The sequence below is a fragment of the Nocardioides kongjuensis genome, assembly GCF_013409625.1.
In the GTDB taxonomy this organism is placed as follows: Bacteria; Actinomycetota; Actinomycetes; order Propionibacteriales; family Nocardioidaceae; genus Nocardioides; species Nocardioides kongjuensis.
Genome location: NZ_JACCBF010000001.1, coordinates 1027474 through 1044465, shown reverse-complemented (window position 1 = coordinate 1044465; position 16992 = coordinate 1027474). Strand labels below are relative to the sequence as shown.

General features: G+C 71.9%; 15 protein-coding genes. 5 read left to right on the top strand and 10 right to left on the bottom strand.

The genetic code is table 11. The annotated features are described in order from the left end of the window. Positions 1-117 precede the first annotated feature (117 nt). Positions 118-3852 carry a M4 family metallopeptidase gene (locus BJ958_RS04905; RefSeq protein WP_179725807.1) on the top strand — a complete coding sequence of 1245 codons (3735 nt, stop codon included), beginning with the start codon at positions 118-120 and terminating at the stop codon, positions 3850-3852. 81 nt (positions 3853-3933) lie between these two features. On the opposite strand, the gene BJ958_RS04900 is transcribed toward BJ958_RS04905, so the two are convergent. Together BJ958_RS04900 and dapA are read right to left on the bottom strand one after the other, a co-directional pair. Continuing rightward, a complete protein-coding gene (locus BJ958_RS04900; protein ID WP_179725806.1) occupies positions 3934-5619 on the bottom strand; it encodes a ribonuclease J in 1686 nt (561 codons plus the stop codon). Next, positions 5619-6506, bottom strand: a complete 888-nt coding sequence (gene dapA, locus BJ958_RS04895) for a 4-hydroxy-tetrahydrodipicolinate synthase (RefSeq protein WP_179725805.1) — start codon at positions 6504-6506, stop codon at positions 5619-5621. Before dapA ends, BJ958_RS04900 begins: the two co-directional genes overlap by 1 nt. A gap of 84 nt (positions 6507-6590) precedes the next feature. On the opposite strand from dapA, the gene BJ958_RS04890 reads away from it, so the two are divergent. Continuing rightward, positions 6591-7259 (top strand): alpha/beta fold hydrolase, encoded by a 669-nt coding sequence (locus BJ958_RS04890; protein ID WP_179725804.1) that lies wholly within the window; start codon positions 6591-6593, stop codon positions 7257-7259. Here BJ958_RS04890 and BJ958_RS04885 read toward each other — a convergent pair. From BJ958_RS04885 to gcvT, 6 genes are read right to left on the bottom strand one after another with little or no spacing between them, the layout of a single operon-like run. Then, a complete protein-coding gene (locus tag BJ958_RS04885) occupies positions 7243-8181 on the bottom strand; it encodes an LLM class F420-dependent oxidoreductase (protein WP_179725803.1) in 939 nt (312 codons plus the stop codon). The two genes, BJ958_RS04890 and BJ958_RS04885, sit on opposite strands and share 17 nt — an antisense overlap. Before the next feature lie 37 nt (positions 8182-8218). Next, complete coding sequence (locus tag BJ958_RS04880; RefSeq protein WP_179725802.1) at positions 8219-8737, bottom strand: dihydrofolate reductase; 519 nt, start codon at positions 8735-8737, stop codon at positions 8219-8221. Continuing rightward, positions 8734-9528 carry a thymidylate synthase gene (locus BJ958_RS04875; RefSeq protein WP_179725801.1) on the bottom strand — a complete coding sequence of 265 codons (795 nt, stop codon included), beginning with the start codon at positions 9526-9528 and terminating at the stop codon, positions 8734-8736. Before BJ958_RS04875 ends, BJ958_RS04880 begins: the two co-directional genes overlap by 4 nt. Positions 9529-9555: 27 nt before the next feature. Continuing rightward, positions 9556-10404 (bottom strand): PhzF family phenazine biosynthesis protein, encoded by an 849-nt coding sequence (locus tag BJ958_RS04870; protein WP_179725800.1) that lies wholly within the window; start codon positions 10402-10404, stop codon positions 9556-9558. Continuing rightward, the gene (locus tag BJ958_RS04865) at positions 10401-10670 is read right to left on the bottom strand and encodes a hypothetical protein (protein ID WP_179724391.1); all 270 of its coding nucleotides are present in this window, start codon (positions 10668-10670) and stop codon (positions 10401-10403) included. The genes BJ958_RS04870 and BJ958_RS04865 overlap by 4 nt, the downstream gene beginning before the upstream one ends. Positions 10671-10672: 2 nt before the next feature. Then, positions 10673-11788, bottom strand: coding sequence for a glycine cleavage system aminomethyltransferase GcvT (gene gcvT / locus BJ958_RS04860; RefSeq protein WP_179725799.1), 1116 nt, complete (start codon positions 11786-11788; stop codon positions 10673-10675). 33 nt (positions 11789-11821) lie between these two features. Between gcvT and BJ958_RS04855 the strand changes: the two genes are divergently transcribed. Further along, positions 11822-13357 (top strand): leucyl aminopeptidase, encoded by a 1536-nt coding sequence (locus tag BJ958_RS04855; protein WP_179725798.1) that lies wholly within the window; start codon positions 11822-11824, stop codon positions 13355-13357. Here the strand turns inward: BJ958_RS04855 and BJ958_RS04850 are convergent. After that, positions 13299-13661, bottom strand: a complete 363-nt coding sequence (locus tag BJ958_RS04850; RefSeq protein ID WP_179725797.1) for a hypothetical protein — start codon at positions 13659-13661, stop codon at positions 13299-13301. The genes BJ958_RS04855 and BJ958_RS04850 overlap by 59 nt on opposite strands. A gap of 112 nt (positions 13662-13773) precedes the next feature. On the opposite strand from BJ958_RS04850, the gene sucB reads away from it, so the two are divergent. After that, positions 13774-15513, top strand: coding sequence for a 2-oxoglutarate dehydrogenase, E2 component, dihydrolipoamide succinyltransferase (gene sucB / locus BJ958_RS04845; RefSeq protein ID WP_179725796.1), 1740 nt, complete (start codon positions 13774-13776; stop codon positions 15511-15513). Positions 15514-15520: 7 nt separating this feature from the next. Continuing rightward, positions 15521-16432, top strand: a complete 912-nt coding sequence (locus tag BJ958_RS04840; protein ID WP_179725795.1) for a TIGR01777 family oxidoreductase — start codon at positions 15521-15523, stop codon at positions 16430-16432. On the opposite strand, the gene BJ958_RS04835 is transcribed toward BJ958_RS04840, so the two are convergent. Then, positions 16366-16977, bottom strand: a complete 612-nt coding sequence (locus BJ958_RS04835; RefSeq protein WP_179725794.1) for a hypothetical protein — start codon at positions 16975-16977, stop codon at positions 16366-16368. The two genes, BJ958_RS04840 and BJ958_RS04835, sit on opposite strands and share 67 nt — an antisense overlap. Positions 16978-16992 lie beyond the last annotated feature (15 nt).

The window sequence follows — 16992 nt, the reverse complement described above, 5'->3', positions numbered from 1 at the left end:
TGCTCCGAACCTCTGGACCGCCCGCATTCCTGCCCCCTAGGGTCTCGTCCACGTGTTTCGGGAGCTGGCACCCCCTAGGCCTGCCGAGGGCACGTTCTATCTCGAGGAGAACATTTCGTGAGACTCAACCTTCCTGACGCCCTGAGGAAGGGCGTCGGACTCTCTCTCGTCGGGGCGGCCCTCGTGGCCATCCCGTCGACGCCGACGGCGGCCGCTCCGAAGGACCCGTCGGTCGTGCAGCAGATGCGCGGCGAGGCCAGTGGCAACGTGGCCGTGACGACCTCGCCGGCCACGGACAAGCTCAGCTTCATCAGCGCGACCGAGGACCTCTACCCGTCCGAGCAGTCGGGCAGGACCCGCAGCGGCGCCGAGGCCAAGGCCACCGGCTACGTCGACAAGTACGCCCGCGCGTTCGGCGCCACCGCCGCGCAGCTGCAGCGGTCCACCACCACCAAGACGCCCGCCGGCTTCACCGTCGACTTCGCGCAGTCCTACCAGGGAGTGCCGGTGTTCGGCGCGAAGCTGCGCGCGCACGTCGACGCACAGGGCGACCTGACCTCGGTGACCGGGTACGTCGTGCCGAAGATCGACGTCGACGTCACCCCGCGCCTCGACAAGGACGCGGCGGTCGCGAAGGCGATCAAGCTCGCCGCCGACGCACCGGCCGGCCAGGGCGACGCCGCGACGAGGAAGCCGAAGGCGGGCGACCTGAGCGCCACCAAGGCGGACCTGATGGTCTACCGGATGGGCGCCATCCAGGGCGTCGAGGGCCGCAACCTGCTGGCCTGGGTCGTCGAGGTGACCGACGGCAAGCAGGTCCGTGAGACCAGCGTGCTCGACGCCATCACCGGCAAGCCGGTCAACCGCTACACGATGATCGCGCACAACCTCGATCGCGAGTTGCACGAGACCTCGATCAACGAACCGATCGTGTGGAAGGAGGGCGACGACTTCCCCGGCGCCCTGGACGACGACCAGAAGAGCGAGGTCCAGGGAACCGGCGAGGCGTACTGGTTCTTCAAGAACTCGTTCGGTCGCGACGCCTGGGACGGCGCGGGCAGCAAGATGATCACGGTCAACAACGACCCCGACATCGACTGCCCGAACGCGAACTGGAACGGAGCCTCGACCAACTACTGCTCCGGCGTGTCCTCCGACGACACCGTGGCGCACGAGTGGGGCCACGCCTACACCGAGAAGACCTCGGGCCTGCTCTACCAGTGGCAGCCGGGTGCGATGAACGAGGCGTACTCGGACATCTGGGGCGAGACGGTCGACATGCTCAACGACCGCTTCAACTCGCCGGACGAGGCGACGCACCGCACCGACGGCAAGTGCTCCGAGGGCACCCGTGGCGCGATCTCCGTCGAGGTCAGCGCCCCGGTCGGCACCTGCACCGGCGCGCCGGCCGCGTTCGGCCCGATCATCGACAACGTCACCGACGACCTGGTGGTCGGAACGGACGCGGTCGAGGAGGAGGACGGCGACGTGGTGGGCACCGACACCGACGGCTGCTCCCCGTTCGACAACGGCGCCGCCATCTCCGGCAAGTTCGTGTACGTCGATCGCGGGCTGTGCGCCTTCGCCGACAAGATCGCCCATGCCGAGGACGCCGGCGCGACCGGCATCATCTTCGGCAACAACCGCCCCGGTGTCTCGTCCGTGGCCGGCTTCTCCGACCTCTACGGCGCCATGGTCAGCCAGGCCGACGGCTCCGAGATCAAGGCTGCCGCCGTTCCGCTGACGATCACGCTGGCCGACGACGAGGTGCCCGGCTCGCGCGACACCAGCTTCCGCTGGCTCTCCGGTGAGGACGACCCCGCCTTCGGTGGTGCGATCCGCGACATGTGGAACCCGACCTGCTACGGCGACCCGGGCAAGGTGTCGGACGAGGAGTACGCCTGCGACACCGGCGACAGCGGCGGGGTCCACACCAACTCCGGCGTGGTCAACCACACCTACGCGCTGCTCGTCGACGGTGGCACCTACAACGGCCAGACCATCGGCGGTATCGGCCTCGACAAGGCAGCCAACATCTTCTGGCACACGCAGACGAACTACCTCACGCCCACGTCCGGCTTCGCCGAGCTCGCCGACGGACTGGAGCAGTCCTGCGCGGTCCTGACCGGCAACGCCACCCTGAAGAAGCTCACCCTGGGTGAGAGTGCAACGGGCGGCAGCGCGGACGACAAGGGTGTGATCGCGCCCATCACTGCCGGCGACTGCGCGGATGTCGCCAAGGCCGCACTGGCCACCCAGCTCCGCACGGAGCCGACCCAGTGCAACTTCCAGCCGATGTTCGACCCCGGCACGATCAGCTGTGGCGCAGGGACGGTGACCAGCACGGTCTGGTCCGAGGACTTCGAGGCCGGCCTGCCCGCCGACTGGACGCAGGACGTGGAGTACGCCGACTTCGGCGAGGACGGTAGCGGCGCCAAGCACTTCGACGCGTCCGTGACGGCAGACCTTCCGACCGTTACCGACGGCGGCGCCGCGCACCAGGGCGACCCGAACGTCCTCTACTTCAACGACAAGGGAAACGCCGGCAGCTTCGGACACTGCAACCTCGGCGAGGACGACTACTCCTCCCGGGTCGGGATGGCCACACCCGAGCTGACCGTCCCCGACGGCACGACGCCCCGGCTCTCCTTCGACCACTACGTGGCCTCGGAGGTCGAGTTCGACGGCGGCAACGTCAAGGTCAGCGTCAACGGAGCGGCGTACGAGCTGGTTCCTGACGCCGCCTGGATCCACAACGCGCCGGGTGGCCACCTGCAGTCAGTCGCGGCGGGCAACACCAACCCGATGGCGGACGAGGTGGCGTTCACCGGTGCCGACGGCGGCCAGCCGACCGGATCGTGGGGCTCGTCGGTGATCGACCTCAGCCAGGTCGCCGACGCCGGTGACACCGTCCAGTTCCGGTTCGACTTCGGCATGGACGGCTGCAACGGCAACGACGGCTGGTACATCGACAACATCGCCGTGAGTGTCTGTTCGACCCCGGGCGCGACGCCCACGATCGTGCAGAACCTCGAGGCGGCCTGGCAGCCGAACACCCGCAAGGTGAAGGCGACCTGGGACGAGCCGGCCGACGGCGGCAGCTCATCGATCACCGGCTACAAGGTGACCGTCGATGGCGGGGCCCCGACCACGGTCCCGGCAGGCACGACCTCGCTCGACGGCATGGACCTGGTCAAGGGATCGCACACGGTGTCGGTCATGGCGACCAACGCCACGGGCGACTCCGCGCCGCTGACGGTGACGGTCGTGGTCCCCGACCGTCCGGGCCCGGCCACGAACCTCACCGCGACCTGGCAGGCCGGCACCGGCAAGATCCAGGCGGGCTGGCACGCGCCGGCCAGCGACGGCGGCACGCCGGTGACCGGATACGAGGTCAGCGTCGACGGCGCAGCACCGACGGCGGTGGGCGCGGCTACGACGTCGTTCGACTCCGCTCCCGTCGGACCGGGCTCGCACCAGGTCTCCGTGATCGCGGTCAACGCTGCCGGAAAGTCTGATCCGGTCAGCACGACCGTGGTCGTGCCCGCTCCCCCGACACCCGGCACCGCGACCGTCTCCCCGAAGGCGAGCGCCAAGAAGGGCACCGTCACGATCAGCATCGCCACCGCCGGTGGCGTCGCGCTGGCCGGTCCGGTGACCGTCACGATCAAGGGCAAGCAGTACACCGGGACCGTGGTCAACGGCGTGCTGACGATCAAGGCGAAGAAGCAGCTCAGGAAGCTGTGGAAGCAGGGCGTGCGCAAGGTCAAGGCGACCGTGAGCTACCCCGGTGACGCCAAGATCGCCGCCTTCACCGCGACGGTGACGATCAAGCTGAAGGGCAAGCAGTAGTCCCCAGCAACGACAGACGCCCCGTCCCTCCGCAAGGAGGGGCGGGGCGTCTTGGCGTTCGGGCGTTGTTCGCGCTGGCCGCTACGCCTCGACCACGACCGGGATGATCATCGGCCGGCGCTTGTGGGTGTTGCTCACCCAGCGGCCGATGGTCCGGCGGATCACCTGCTGCAGCTGGTAGGTGTCGGTGCTGCCCTCGGTCAGCGAGCGGTTGACCGCGTCGATGATCGGCTGCTTGATCGACTCGAAGTCGGAGTCGGCCCAGGCGTGGCCGCGGGCGTGGATCTCGGGTCCGGCGGAGACCTTCCCGGCGACGGAGTCGACGACCACGATGACCGAGATGAAGCCCTCCTCGCCGAGGATCCGGCGGTCCTTGAGCTCGGACTCGGTGACGTCGCCGACCGACTGTCCGTCCACGAAGACGTAGCCGCACTCGACCTTGCCGACCACGGAGGCCACGCCGTCGACGAGGTCGACCACGACGCCGTCCTCGGCGTAGACGACGTTCTCGACACCGGTGGCCTTGGCCAGGTCGCCGTTGGCGAGCATGTGGCGGACCTCGCCGTGGACGGGCAGCACGTTCCTCGGCTTGACGATGTTGTAGCAGTAGAGCAGCTCGCCGGCGCTGGCGTGGCCGCTGACGTGGACCAGCGCGTTGCCCTTGTGGACGACGTTGGCGCCGAGGCGGGACAGGCCGTTGATCACCCGGTAGACGGCGTTCTCGTTGCCGGGGATCAGGCTCGAGGCGAGGACGACGGTGTCGCCCTCCTCGAGGTGCACGAAGTTGTGGCTGCGCTGCGCGATCCGGGCCAGGGCGCTGAGCGGCTCGCCCTGCGACCCGGTCGAGATGAGGACCTGCCGCTCAGGGGCGAGGTCGGCGAGCTCCTTGGCCTCGACCATCACGCCCGGCGGGACGTGGAGGTAGCCCAGGTCGCGGGCGATGGCCATGTTGCGGACCATCGAGCGACCGACGTAGGCGACCTTGCGGTCGTACTTCACCGCGGCGTCGAGCACCTGCTGGACGCGGTGCACGTGGGAGGCGAAGCAGGCGACGATGATCCGCTGCTTCGACTCGGCGAAGGCCTGCTCCAGCACCGGGGTGATCCTGCGCTCGGCGGTGGTGAAGCCGGGGACGTCGGCGTTGGTGGAGTCGGTCAGGAAGAGGTCGACGCCCTCCTCGCCCAGCCGGGCGAACGCACGCAGGTCGGTGATCCGGCCGTCGAGCGGGAGCTGGTCCATCTTGAAGTCGCCGGTGTGGAGCACCATGCCGGCACCGGTGCGGATCGCGACCGCGAGCGCGTCGGGGATCGAGTGGTTGACCGCCACGAACTCCAGGTCGAAGGGACCGAAGGAGATCCGGTCGCCCTCCTTGACCGTGTGGAACGGCGTGTTGCGCAGCCGGTGCTCGCGCAGCTTGGAGTTGACCAGGGCCAAGGTGAGCTGGGAGCCGACGAGCGGGATGTCCTCGCGCTCCCGCAGCAGGTACGGCGTGGCGCCGATGTGGTCCTCGTGCCCGTGGGTGAGCACCAGCGCCTCAACGGCATCGAGCCGGTCCCGGATCGGCGCGAAGTCGGGGAGGATCAGGTCGACGCCCGGGTGGTGGTCGTCGGGGAAGAGCACGCCGCAGTCGACGATCAGCAGCCGGCCGTCGTACTCGAAGACGGTCATGTTGCGACCGACCTCGCCCAGGCCGCCCAGCGGGATGACGCGCAGGCCGCCCTTGGGCAGCTTCGGCGGGGCGGAGAGCTCGGGGTGCGGGTGGCTCATCAGAGCAGGCCCGCTGCGGCCAGGCCGGCGCGGAGGTCGGCGACCTCGGCGTCGTCGAGCGCCATGAGTGGGGCTCGCACCGCACGGTTGGTGAGGACCCCGACCAGCTCGAGCGCCGCCTTGGCGGTCGTCGCGCCGTAGTTGGGCACGCCCATGATCGCCTCGAACGCCGGGATCAGCCCGGTGTGGATGCGCAGGGCCTCGGCGTGGTCTCCGGCGAGGAAGGTGTCGATCATCGTGCGCAGCTGGGTGCCGGCCACGTGCCCGACGACCGAGACCAGGCCGGTGGCGCCGTAGGCGAGGTAGCCGAGCGTGTTGACGTCGTCGCCGGAGTAGACGGCGTAGCCGAGGTCGACCAGCTGGGCGGTCCGGGAGATGTCGCCGGTCGCCTCCTTGATTGCCACGACGCTCTCCCAGCCCGACGCTGCGGCGTAGGTCTCGAGCGCGATCTTGGTGCCGGTGCGGCCGGGGACGTCGTAGAGCATGACGGGCACGGCGGTCGCGTCGACGACCTGGCGGAAGTGGTTGAGCACGCCGGGCTGGCTGGGCTTGTTGTAGTAGGGCGTGACGAGCAGCAGCCCGTCGGCGCCGACCTTCTCGGCCTGCTTCGCGAGCTCGACGGAGTGGCGGGTGTCGTTGGTGCCCACACCGGCGACGACCTTGGCGCGGTCGCCGACCGCGTCCTTGACGGCGGCGAGCGTCTCGCCGTCCTCGGCGCCCGTGGTGGTCGGGGACTCGCCGGTCGTGCCGGACACGACGATGCCGTCGTTGCCGTTGTCGACCAGGTGCTTGGCGACCTTCTGAACCCCGTCCAGGTCGACCGAGCCGTCCTCGAGGAACGGCGTGACCATCGCGGTCAGCATGGTGCCGAAGGGTGCAGAAGTCATGGGTCAAGGCTATCGTCCCCGGCCGGTTTCCCTCACGTCGCCGTCACCCCGCCGCTGTCGGTGGCCGGTGACAGGGTCGTGGGCATGACCGAACCCGTGCTCTTCCTCAGCGGCTCCGGCCTGCCGGCCTGGATCTGGGACGAGGTGCGTGCCGGCCTCGGCGAGTCCTGCGTCGCACCCCGTCCGGACGCCCCGACAGCCGGACCGGTCGAGTACGCCGCAGCGGCGCTCGCCGCCGTCGAGTGGCCCCGGTTCACCGTGGTCGCGCACTCCGTCGGCGGCGTGGTCGCCCAGGCGCTGCTCGCCGCGGCGGCCGATCGGGTCACTGGCGTCCTCGGCGTGGCCGCCGTCTGGCCGAGCCCCGGCCGATCGTTCACGGGTGCGCTGCCCGCTCCGCAGCGGTGGCTGCTGCCCGTGATCCTGCGGCTGGCCGGCACCCGGCCACCGGAGAAGCAGCTGCGGACCGGGCTGGGCGCCGGTCTGCCGGCCGCGACCGTCGACCGGCTGGTCGCCGACTTCACCCCCGAGGCGCGCCGGCTGTTCGTGACGCCCGCACCCTCGGGCGGCGTGCCCGGACGCGCCGGCTACGTGCACACCACCGCCGACCGGGACGTGCCACCGGCGCTCCAGCGCACCAGCGCCGCAGCCCTCGGCGGAGACTTCCGCCGCGAGCTGGCGACCGGCCACCTGCCGATGCTCGCCGATCCCGCAGGCCTGCTGGCCGCGGTCACCGACTTCACACGTGCGGCATGACCTCCGCCGCGACCAGCCGCAGGTGGTCGAGGTCGCCCAGGTCCAGGACCTGGAGGTAGATGCGCTGGGCGCCGAGGTCGCCGTACCGGCGGATCTTGGCGACCACCTCCTCGGGCGTGCCGGCGAGCCCGTTCTCCCGCAGCTCGTCGACCTCGCGGCCGATGGCGGCGGCCCGGCGGGCGATGGCCGCCTCGTCCTCGCCGACGCACAGGACCAGTGCGTTGGACCAGGTGATCGAGTCGGGGTCGCGGCCGATCTCCTCGGCGGCGCGGCGGACGCGGCCGAACTGGAGCGCGGTGAACTCCTCGTCGACGAACGGCAGGTTGAACTCGTCGGCGTACGCCGCCGCGAGTGCCGGTGTCCTGCGGGCGCCCTTGCCCCCGACGAGGAGGGGTACGCCGCCGCGCAGGCCGCTCGTCTGCACCGGCTTGGGCAGCGCCGGGCTCTCGCTGAGCTGGTAGTGGACACCGTCGAAGGCGTAGCGCTCGCCGAGCGGCGTCGACCACAGCCCGGTGATCAGCTCGAGCTGCTCGGCGTACCGCTCGAAGCGCTCGCGGGTGTCGGGGAACGGGATGCCGTAGGCGGTGTGCTCCTGGGTGAACCAGCCGGCGCCGATGCCGAGCTCGACCCGGCCGCCGCTCATCTGGTCGACCTGGGCGACCTGGATCGCCAGCACGCCCGGGTACCGGAAGGTCGCACTCGTCATCATCGTGCCGAGCCGGATGGTCCTCGTGTCGCGAGCGAGTCCCGCCAGCGTGGTCCACGCGTCGGTCGAGCCGGGCAGCCCGTCGCCGCTCATGTGCAGGTAGTGGTCGCTGCGGAAGAACGCTGCGAAGCCGAGCCTCTCGGCCTCGAGGGCGACGGCCAGCAGGTCGTCGTACGTCGCACCCTGCTGCGGTTCGGTGAAGACACGGAGCTCCATGGCTCCTACCCTGCCAGCCGCCTGGTCAGCCGCCTGGTCAGCCGCCGCAGGCGAAGACCCGCTCCCACCACACGATGGTGAACCCGTCGCGCGGCTCCCGGCGCACCTCGGCCCAGCGCTTCGGGCTGAACTCGGGGTAGTGCGTGTCGCCCTCGGGGGACATCGGGATCTCGGAGATGACCTGCTCGTCGGCGTACGGCATCGCCGCGGCGTAGACGTGCGCTCCCCCGCCGATCATCACCTGCCGGTCGTCCGGCTGGTCCTCGAGGATCCGGTCGGCGAGCTCGAGGGCGTCGGTGATCGAGTGGGCGACCTCGACGCCCTCGGCGGCGTAGTCGCGATCGCGGGTCAGCACGACCGTGGTGCGGCCCGGCAAAGGACGGCCGATGCCCTCGTGGGTCGTCCGGCCCAGGATCAGCACGTGGCCCGTCGTGGTGGCCTTGAAGTGCTGGAAGTCCTCGCTGATCTTCCACGGGATGTCGGCGTCGGCACCGATGACACCGTTCTCGGCGACGGCGGCCACCATCGTGACCCGACGTCCGGCTGGGGTGCTCATACGGCGATCGGCGCCTTGATCGCGGGGTGCGGGTCGTAGCCCTCGACCGTGATGTCCTCGAGCTCGAAGGCGTCGATCTCGGTCACGGCCGGGTTGAGGACCAGCTTGGGCAGCGGCCGCGGCTCCCGGGACAGCTGGAGCCGAGCCTGCTCGAGGTGGTTGGAGTACAGGTGCGCGTCGCCGAGCGTGTGCACGAAGTCGCCGACACCGAGGCCGGCGACCTGGGCGACCATGTGGGTGAGCAGGGCGTACGACGCGATGTTGAACGGCACCCCGAGGAAGACGTCGGCCGAGCGCTGGTAGAGCTGGCAGCTGAGGCGGCCCTCGGCGACGTAGAACTGGAACAGGCTGTGGCACGGCGGCAGCGCCATGTCGTCGACCTGGCTGGGGTTCCACGCCGAGACGATGTGACGGCGGCTGTCGGGGTTGGCCCGGACCTGGTCGATGACCTGCGCGAGCTGGTCGATGTGACCGCCGTCGGGGGTGGGCCACGAGCGCCACTGGGCACCGTAGACGGGGCCGAGGTCGCCGTTCTCGTCGGCCCACTCGTCCCAGATCGTGATGCCGCGCTCCTGCAGCCAGCGCACGTTGGTGTCGCCGCGCAGGAACCAGAGCAGCTCGCCGAAGACCGACCGGGTGTGGATCCTCTTGGTGGTCACCAGCGGGAAGCCCTCGGTGAGGTCGAAGCGCATCTGGTGCCCGAACACGCTCAGCGTGCCGGTGCCGGTGCGGTCCCCCTTCTCGGTGCCCTCGTCGAGGATCCGCTGGACGAGGTCGAGGTACGCGCGCACGTGGTCAGGCTAGTCGGCGGGCGGTCGTCACAGCGTGACCGTCCCCTGGATGGTCGTCAGGGTGTCGCCGCCGATCCAGATCGTGCCGGCGTCGTCGGTGTCGACGTGGATCCGGCCGCGGCGTCCGATCACGGTGCCCTGTGCGGCGACGTACGACGGCGGCAGGGTGCCGTCGGCGGTCAGCCACTGCGCGAGCGAGGCGTTGAGGGACCCGGTGACCGGGTCCTCGGCGATGCCCGCCGCGTGCGGCACGAACGCGCGCACCTCCACCGCGCACTCGGCTCCGTCGGGGTAGGGCCCGACGACGCCGACGTCGACCGGCAGCCGCGCGTGGTCGGGCGTGAGCGCGAGGACCTGCTCGGCCGAGGCGACCCGGACGCCGACCCAGCCGGGACCGTTGTCGGCCCAGGCGATGTCGAGGATGTCGGTGCGCGCGATGCGCAGAGCCTCGGCGATCTCACCGATCAGGGCGTCCTCGACCGGACCGGAACGGATCAGGTCCGGGGCGGCGAAGGCGAGGCGGCCGCTGTCGCGGCGCAGCTCGACGAGCCCGACGCCGCACTGCTGCACGATCCGCTCCCCCGCCGGCACGCCGCCGTGCTCGAGCCACGCGTGCGCCGAGCCCAGCGTCGGGTGGCCGGCGAACGGCAGCTCGGTCTCGGTCGTGAAGATCCGCAGCCGGTAGTCGGCGCCCGGCTCGGTCGGCTCCAGCAGGAAGGTCGTCTCGCTGAGGTTGGTCCAGCGGGCGAAGCGCTGCATCTCCTCCTCGCTCATCCCGTCGGCGCCGTGCACCACCGCGACCGGGTTGCCGAGCAGCGGCTCGGCGGTGAAGACGTCGACCTGCCGGAAGGCGCGGGTCGTCGTACCTGCGCTCATGCGGACAGCGACATGGGGCCGTAGACCTCGCGGTCGACCTCGAACAGGGTCACGTGGGTGACGCCGAGGTCGGCGAGTGCGGACCAGGTCTCCCCGATCCACGACTCGGCGTCGCCCTGGTTGGGGAACGCGACGTCGGCGTACTCCGTCGCGTCGGCGCCGCTCAACCTCACCTCGGCGCCCGAGGCGTCCTCGAGGCGCCAGTGCCAGGGGTTCTCGGCCGGGGCGGAGGGGCGGTACGGAGCAGGCTGCTCGGGAAGGCTCATGTCTACGACTCTCGCACGGACGGCTGCACGAACGGCGGCTTGGTGATCTGGAAGACCTCGGGCCGGCCGCGTACGTCGACCATCACCTCGGCCCCGTCGTCGACGACGGTCGAGACCAGCGCGAGGGCGATGCCCTTCTTCATGGTCGGCGAGAAGGTGCCGGAGGTGACCTCGCCGAGCGGGACGTCGCGCAGGAGGCGCACGCTCATGTGCGGTCGCGGGATCGCGCGTCCCGTGGAGACCAGGCCGACCAGCTTGCGGCGCGGGCCCTCCTCGCGCTCGGCGAGCAGCTTGTCGCGGCCCCAGAAGGCGGGCTTCTTCCAGCCGACCGCCCAGCCGAGGCGGGCCTCGTTGGGCGTGATGTCGGGCGAGATGTCCTGGCCGTGCAGCGGGTAGCCCATCTCGGTGCGCAGCGTGTCGCGGGCGCCGAGGCCGGCCGGCACCAGACCGTACGGCTCGCCGGCCCTCATCAGCGCGTCCCACAGGGCGGGGGCGACCGTGGACGGCGCGATCAGCTCGTAGCCGCGCTCGCCGGTGTAGCCGGTGCGGCACACGACGACCTCGGCGCCCTCGAACGGCGCCTCGACGAAGGTCAGGTAGTCGTGGCCGACGGGCAGGCCGACCCCTGCGACGACCTCGTCGGACCTCGTGCCCTGGACGGCCAGGATGACGTAGTCGCGGTGGTGGTCGAGGACCTCGATGCCCTCGGGCGCGGCCTCGACCAGCCGGCGGCGCACCTCGTCGTTGTTGGCGGCGTTCGGCACGACGAGCACGTGGTCGTCGTCGCGGTAGTAGGTGAACACGTCGTCGACGATCCCGCCGGTGGCGTCGTCGACGACCAGGCTGTACTGCGCCCGGCCCGGCCCGATCCGGTGCAGGTCGTTGGTGAGCGTGGCGTTGAGGAACTCGACCGCGCCGGGCCCGCGCACCACGAGCTTGCCGAGGTGGCTGACGTCGAAGATGCCGACACCGCCACGGACCGCGGCGTGCTCCTTGACGACGCCCGTCGGGTACTCCAGGGGCATCAGCCAGCCGCCGAACTCCGAGAACTTGGCGCCGAGCGCCTCGTGCCGGTCGTGCAGCGGGCTGGTCAGTGGGGACGGGGTCGCGTCGGCCATGGTCGGCAATCTATCGCTCGATATCCTTCGCGGGTGACGACCTTCGCCCTCCGCACGGCCAGCCCCGCCAAGACCCGCGCCGAAGCGGTCGTCGTCGGGGTGCTGCCCGACGGGAAGCTGGCTCCGGGGGCCGAGGACGTGGCGTCCGCGTACGGGCGCAAGCTCAGCGGCCTGCTCGCCACGCTCGGTGTCAAGGGCGGGGCCGGCGAGGTCGCCAAGGTGCCCACGGGCGGCACCATCGCCTCTCCGCTGCTCGTGCTGGTCGGCCTGGGCCCCGACCCCGACGCGGCCGCCGTACGCCGTGCCGCCGGGAATGCCGCCCGCGCCGTCACCAACGCGGCCTCGGTCGCCCTGGCCCTGCCCGCCGACACCCCCGAGCTGGTCCGTGCGGTCGTCGAGGGCTACCGGCTCGGCGGGTACGCGTTCACGAGCTACAAGAGCAAGCCCGGTACGCCGACGACGCCCGCGGAGGTCGTGGTCCTGACCCCGGCGGCGCGTCGTGCCGACGTCGTGTCGGCCCTCGGGCCCGCCCAGGTCCTCGTCGACGCCGTCGTCGCCGCGCGCGACTGGGTGAACACTCCCCCGGGTGACCTGACGCCGCCGGCCTTCGCCGACGCCATCGCCGCCGCAGTGAGGTCGACCAACAAGGGACTCGACAAGGGCGCCACCCAGGTGAAGGTCACCGTCCTCGACGAGGACCGCCTCGCCGAGCTCGGCTGCGGCGGCCTGCTCGCCGTCGGCGCCGGGTCGGCTGCTCCCCCGCGCCTGGTCGAGCTCAGCTACGCCCCCAAGGACGCGGTCGCACACGTCGCCCTGGTCGGCAAGGGCATCACCTTCGACTCCGGCGGCCTGTGGATCAAGCCGGCCGCCAGCATGGCGACGATGAAGGAGGACATGGCCGGCGCCGCGGCCGTCGTCCAGGCCACCCTCGCCGCCGCCCGGCTGGGCCTGCCGGTGCGGGTCTCGGCGTACGCCGCGCTGGCCGAGAACATGGTCGGCGAGGCGTCGATGCGTCCTGGCGACGTGCTCACGACCTACGACGGCACCACCGTGGAGGTGACCAACACCGACGCCGAGGGCCGTCTCGTGCTCGCCGACGCGCTCGGCCGTGCGGTCGAGGCCGAGCCCGACGTGGTCCTCGACATCGCCACCCTCACGGGCCACATGGTGATGGCACTCGGCGAGAAGATGGCCGGCGTGATGGGCGACGACGACGTCGTCGCGACCGTGCTCGCGGCCGGAGCCGCAGTCGGCGAGGACGCCTGGCCGATGCCGATCCCGGAGTTCATGGACGAGCGCATCCACGGCTCGACCATCGCCGACCTCGCCCAGTACGACGGCATCCGCTGGGGCGGCGGCCTGTTCGCCGCGGCGTTCCTGCGCGAGTTCACCGGCGGCCTGCCGTGGGCGCACCTCGACATCGCCGGGCCGACCTTCAACAAGGGCGGCCCGGCCGGTCACCTCGCGGCAGGGGCGACGGGCTACGGCGTGGCGACCCTGCTGGAGTACCTCAGGAGTCGGGCGACTGCTGGCGGCGCTGCTGCTCCCGCTGCTTCTGTGCCTGCCTGACCCGGGAGTTGTAGTCCCGCATCCGCTGCGGGATGCCGACCACGGCGGCGTCGTAGGACGGGACCTGGTGGCGGTTGCAGAAGTCGTGGGCCCAGTTGATCGACGGCACCCGGCGGCGGGTCCACTCACCGTCGTGGGCGACCAGCAGCAGGGTGACCTCGCTGACGGCCGTGCGCGGCTCGACGAATCCCTCGACGCCACGGCGCTCCTGGAGCCAGGTGGTCAGGTGCTCCTCGTCGGCGCGGTCTGCCGCCCGGACCCGCGTGGAGCCGGTGCGTGCGGCGTCCCGTGCGGGGTTACTCATGCGTACCTTCGAGCGCCCGCGGAACCGGTCGAACAAACCCATGGTTCCAGTTTGCCCGAACCGCGGGTGGGCCGTTGCAAGTTGCTTCGCTCGTGGTGCAAGGATGAGACCCATGGCGACCGAAGTCACTCTCCCCGCGCTCGGTGAGTCCGTCACCGAAGGCACCGTCACTCGCTGGCTCAAGCAGGTCGGCGACCAGATCGCGATCGACGAGCCCCTGCTCGAGGTCAGCACCGACAAGGTGGACACGGAGATCCCGTCTCCGGTGGCCGGCACGCTGGTCGAGATCCGCGCGAACGAGGACGACACGGTCGAGGTCGGCGCCGTGCTGGCCGTCGTCGGCGAGGCCGGTGAGGCCGCCGCCGCACCCGCCGCCGAGGCTCCGGCTGCCGAGGCTCCGGCAGCTCCTGCCGAGCCCGAGCCTGCTCCCGCCGCCGAGGCTCCCCCGACGCCCGCTGCTCCGGAGACGCCGTCGGCTCCCGCCGCCCCCGAGCCGGCCGCGTCGGGCGCCGCCGAGGGCACCGCCGTCACCCTGCCCGCCCTGGGCGAGTCGGTCACCGAGGGCACCGTCACCCGCTGGCTCAAGCAGGTCGGCGACGCCGTCGCCGTCGACGAGCCGCTGCTCGAGGTCTCCACCGACAAGGTCGACACCGAGATCCCCTCGCCCGTCGCCGGCACGCTGCTCGAGATCAAGGCCGCCGAGGACGAGACCGTCGAGGTCGGGGCCGAGCTCGCCATCATCGGGTCGGGTACGCCGGCCGCTGCCCCGGCTGCGCCCGCCGCCCCGGCTCCGGCCGAGCCCGCGCCGGCTCCCGCGCCCGCCGCTCCGGCGCCCGCCGCCGCTGCTCCCGCCCCGGCCGCTCCTCCGGCCCCGGCCGCTCCTCCGGCTCCGGCTGCAGCGACCGCGACCGCTCCGGCCCACGCGGCCGACGCCACCGAGGGTCCCGGCTACGTCACCCCGCTGGTGCGCAAGCTCGCCGCCCAGCACGGTGTCGACCTCGGCCAGGTCAACGGCTCGGGTGTGGGTGGCCGGATCCGCAAGCAGGACGTCCTCGACGCCGCCGCTGCGGCGAAGGCTCCCGCCGCCGCTGCTCCCGCTGCCCCCGCGGCGTCGGCCGCCGCTCCGGCCACGCCGTCCCCGCTGCGCGGCCAGACGGTCAAGGTCAGCCGGCTGCGCAAGATCATCGCCGAGCGGATGGTCGAGTCGCTGCACGTCTCCGCCCAGCTCACCCAGGTGGTCGAGGTCGACGTCACCAACATCGCCCGGCTGCGCGAGAGCGTGAAGGCGGAGTTCCTGGCGCGCGAAGGCGTCAAGCTGACGTACCTGCCGTTCTTCACCAAGGCCGCGATCGACACCCTCAAGCAGCACCCGTCGCTCAACGCCAACCTCGACCTCGAGAAGGGCGAGATCACCTACTACGACCGCGAGAACGTCGCGTTCGCCGTCGACACCGACAAGGGCCTGCTCACCCCGGTCGTCAAGGACGCGGGTGACCTGTCGATCTCCGGCCTGGCCAAGAAGATCTCCGACGTCGCCGAGCGAACCCGGACCAACAAGATCGGTCCCGACGAGCTCTCCGGCGGCACCTTCACCATCACCAACCTCGGCAGCTTCGGCGCGCTGTGGGACACGCCGATCATCAACCAGCCGCAGGTCGCCATCCTCGGGCCCGGTGCCGTGGTCAAGCGTCCCGTGGTGATCGACGACGAGGACCTCGGCGAGACCATCGCGGTGCGCCACATGGTCTACTTCGCGCTCACCTACGACCACCGGGTGGTCGACGGCGCCGACGCCGGTCGCTTCCTGCGTGACCTCAAGAAGCGCCTCGAGGCCGGTCAGTTCGAGGTCTGAGCCAGCCGTGCACGTCGTGGTCGCCGGCTCGTCCGGCTTCCTCGGCCGCCAGCTCGTCACCGAGCTGCGCGGCCGGGGCCACGACGTCACCTGCCTGGTCCGTCGTGACCCGGCACCGGGTCGGGCCGCGAGCGAATCGCGCTGGGACCCGCAGGCCGGCGTCGTCGACGCCGAGCTGGTCCAGGCTGCCGACGTCGTCGTCAACCTCGCCGGCTCACCCCTGATCGGCAACCCCCACTCGAAGAAGTGGGCGCGCGACGTGATGGCCAGCCGCCGGGCCACCACGGGCCTGCTCGCGGCCACGATCGCCGCAGCCCCGAACCCGCCGGCACTGGTCAACGCCTCCGGCGTCAGCTGGTACGGCGACCACGGACCGGCCGAGCTGACCGAGGCCTCCGACACCCGGGGGCACGCCCTGCTCACCCGCGTCGCCCGGGAGTGGGAGGCCGCGACCCAACCCGCGGCCCGGGCCGGGGCGCGCGTCGTACGCCTGCGCACCGCTCCCGTCCAGGACCGGAGCCACGCGCCCCTGCAGCAGCAGCGCCTCCAGTTCCTCGCCGGTCTCGGCGGTCGCCTGGGCAACGGCCGTCAGTACTACCCCCTCATCTCGCTGCGTGACTGGATCGGCGCCGCAGCCTTCCTCGTCGAGCACCCGACGGCGTCGGGGCCCTTCAACCTGTGCGCGCCGGTCACGCCGACCAACGCGGAGTTCACCCGGGCGCTGTCGGACCTGGTGCACCGCCCGGCGGTGCTGCCGGCGCCCGCGGCCGCGATCCGGCTGGCGGCCGGACCGATGGCCGACGAGCTGCTGGGCTCGCTCAACCTGCGCCCGGCCGCGCTGCTCGACCTCGGCTACGGGTTCGCGGACCGGGACGTCGCATCGGTGCTGGCGACCGGGTTGCGCGGCTCCGCCGCCTGAGCCGACGCGAGCAGCCACGCGCCGCCCGGGCGGACGAGCACCAGGCGCCGGGTCGACGGCCCGTCCCGCGGCAGCGCGACCCGCTCCCCCGACCTCGGACGCACTCCGACCGCGCCGGAGAGCCGGTCGGTCACGACGAGCACGATCCGCCGATCGGTGCGCCGCCGCAGCTCGACCGCGAGCACCTGCATCGCCATCCCCTCGACCCGCAGGCCGCGCCGCAGCCACGCCCGGAGCATGGCCACGTCACGCGCTCCCACGGGCGACCCGCGCACGTAGAGCGCCCGGAGCGCGCGCACGTCGCCCTCGGCCCAGGCCCGCGCGCGGGACCGGTCCCAGTCGCGGAGCACCGCCAGCGAGCCCACGGCGCGGGCCACGTCGACCCGCCCCGCGACGGGAGCGGCGGCTGCGCGCGGACCGGTGGTCGGGGCGCCCAACGGGGGTCGGTCGCCCGCGCGCAGCACCAGGCCGGCGACCACCGCGACGACCGTGAGGACGACCGCGGCGGTCCCCAGGAGAACCGCCCGAGGGCCCGAGATCCGCATGGAACGATCTTGGAC

What these genes read in the sequence shown, in the direction of transcription:
- BJ958_RS04900 (WP_179725806.1), bottom strand. Translation starts at nt 5,619, where the DNA reads ATGAGCCACCCGCACCCCGAGCTCTCCGCCCCGCCGAAGCTGCCCAAG.
- dapA (WP_179725805.1), bottom strand. Translation starts at nt 6,506, where the DNA reads ATGACTTCTGCACCCTTCGGCACCATGCTGACCGCGATGGTCACGCCG.
- BJ958_RS04890 (WP_179725804.1), top strand. Translation starts at nt 6,591, where the DNA reads ATGACCGAACCCGTGCTCTTCCTCAGCGGCTCCGGCCTGCCGGCCTGG.
- BJ958_RS04885 (WP_179725803.1), bottom strand. Translation starts at nt 8,181, where the DNA reads ATGGAGCTCCGTGTCTTCACCGAACCGCAGCAGGGTGCGACGTACGAC.
- BJ958_RS04880 (WP_179725802.1), bottom strand. Translation starts at nt 8,737, where the DNA reads ATGAGCACCCCAGCCGGACGTCGGGTCACGATGGTGGCCGCCGTCGCC.
- BJ958_RS04870 (WP_179725800.1), bottom strand. Translation starts at nt 10,404, where the DNA reads ATGAGCGCAGGTACGACGACCCGCGCCTTCCGGCAGGTCGACGTCTTC.
- BJ958_RS04865 (WP_179724391.1), bottom strand. Translation starts at nt 10,670, where the DNA reads ATGAGCCTTCCCGAGCAGCCTGCTCCGTACCGCCCCTCCGCCCCGGCC.
- gcvT (WP_179725799.1), bottom strand. Translation starts at nt 11,788, where the DNA reads ATGGCCGACGCGACCCCGTCCCCACTGACCAGCCCGCTGCACGACCGG.
- BJ958_RS04850 (WP_179725797.1), bottom strand. Translation starts at nt 13,661, where the DNA reads ATGAGTAACCCCGCACGGGACGCCGCACGCACCGGCTCCACGCGGGTC.
- sucB (WP_179725796.1), top strand. Translation starts at nt 13,774, where the DNA reads ATGGCGACCGAAGTCACTCTCCCCGCGCTCGGTGAGTCCGTCACCGAA.
- BJ958_RS04835 (WP_179725794.1), bottom strand. Translation starts at nt 16,977, where the DNA reads ATGCGGATCTCGGGCCCTCGGGCGGTTCTCCTGGGGACCGCCGCGGTC.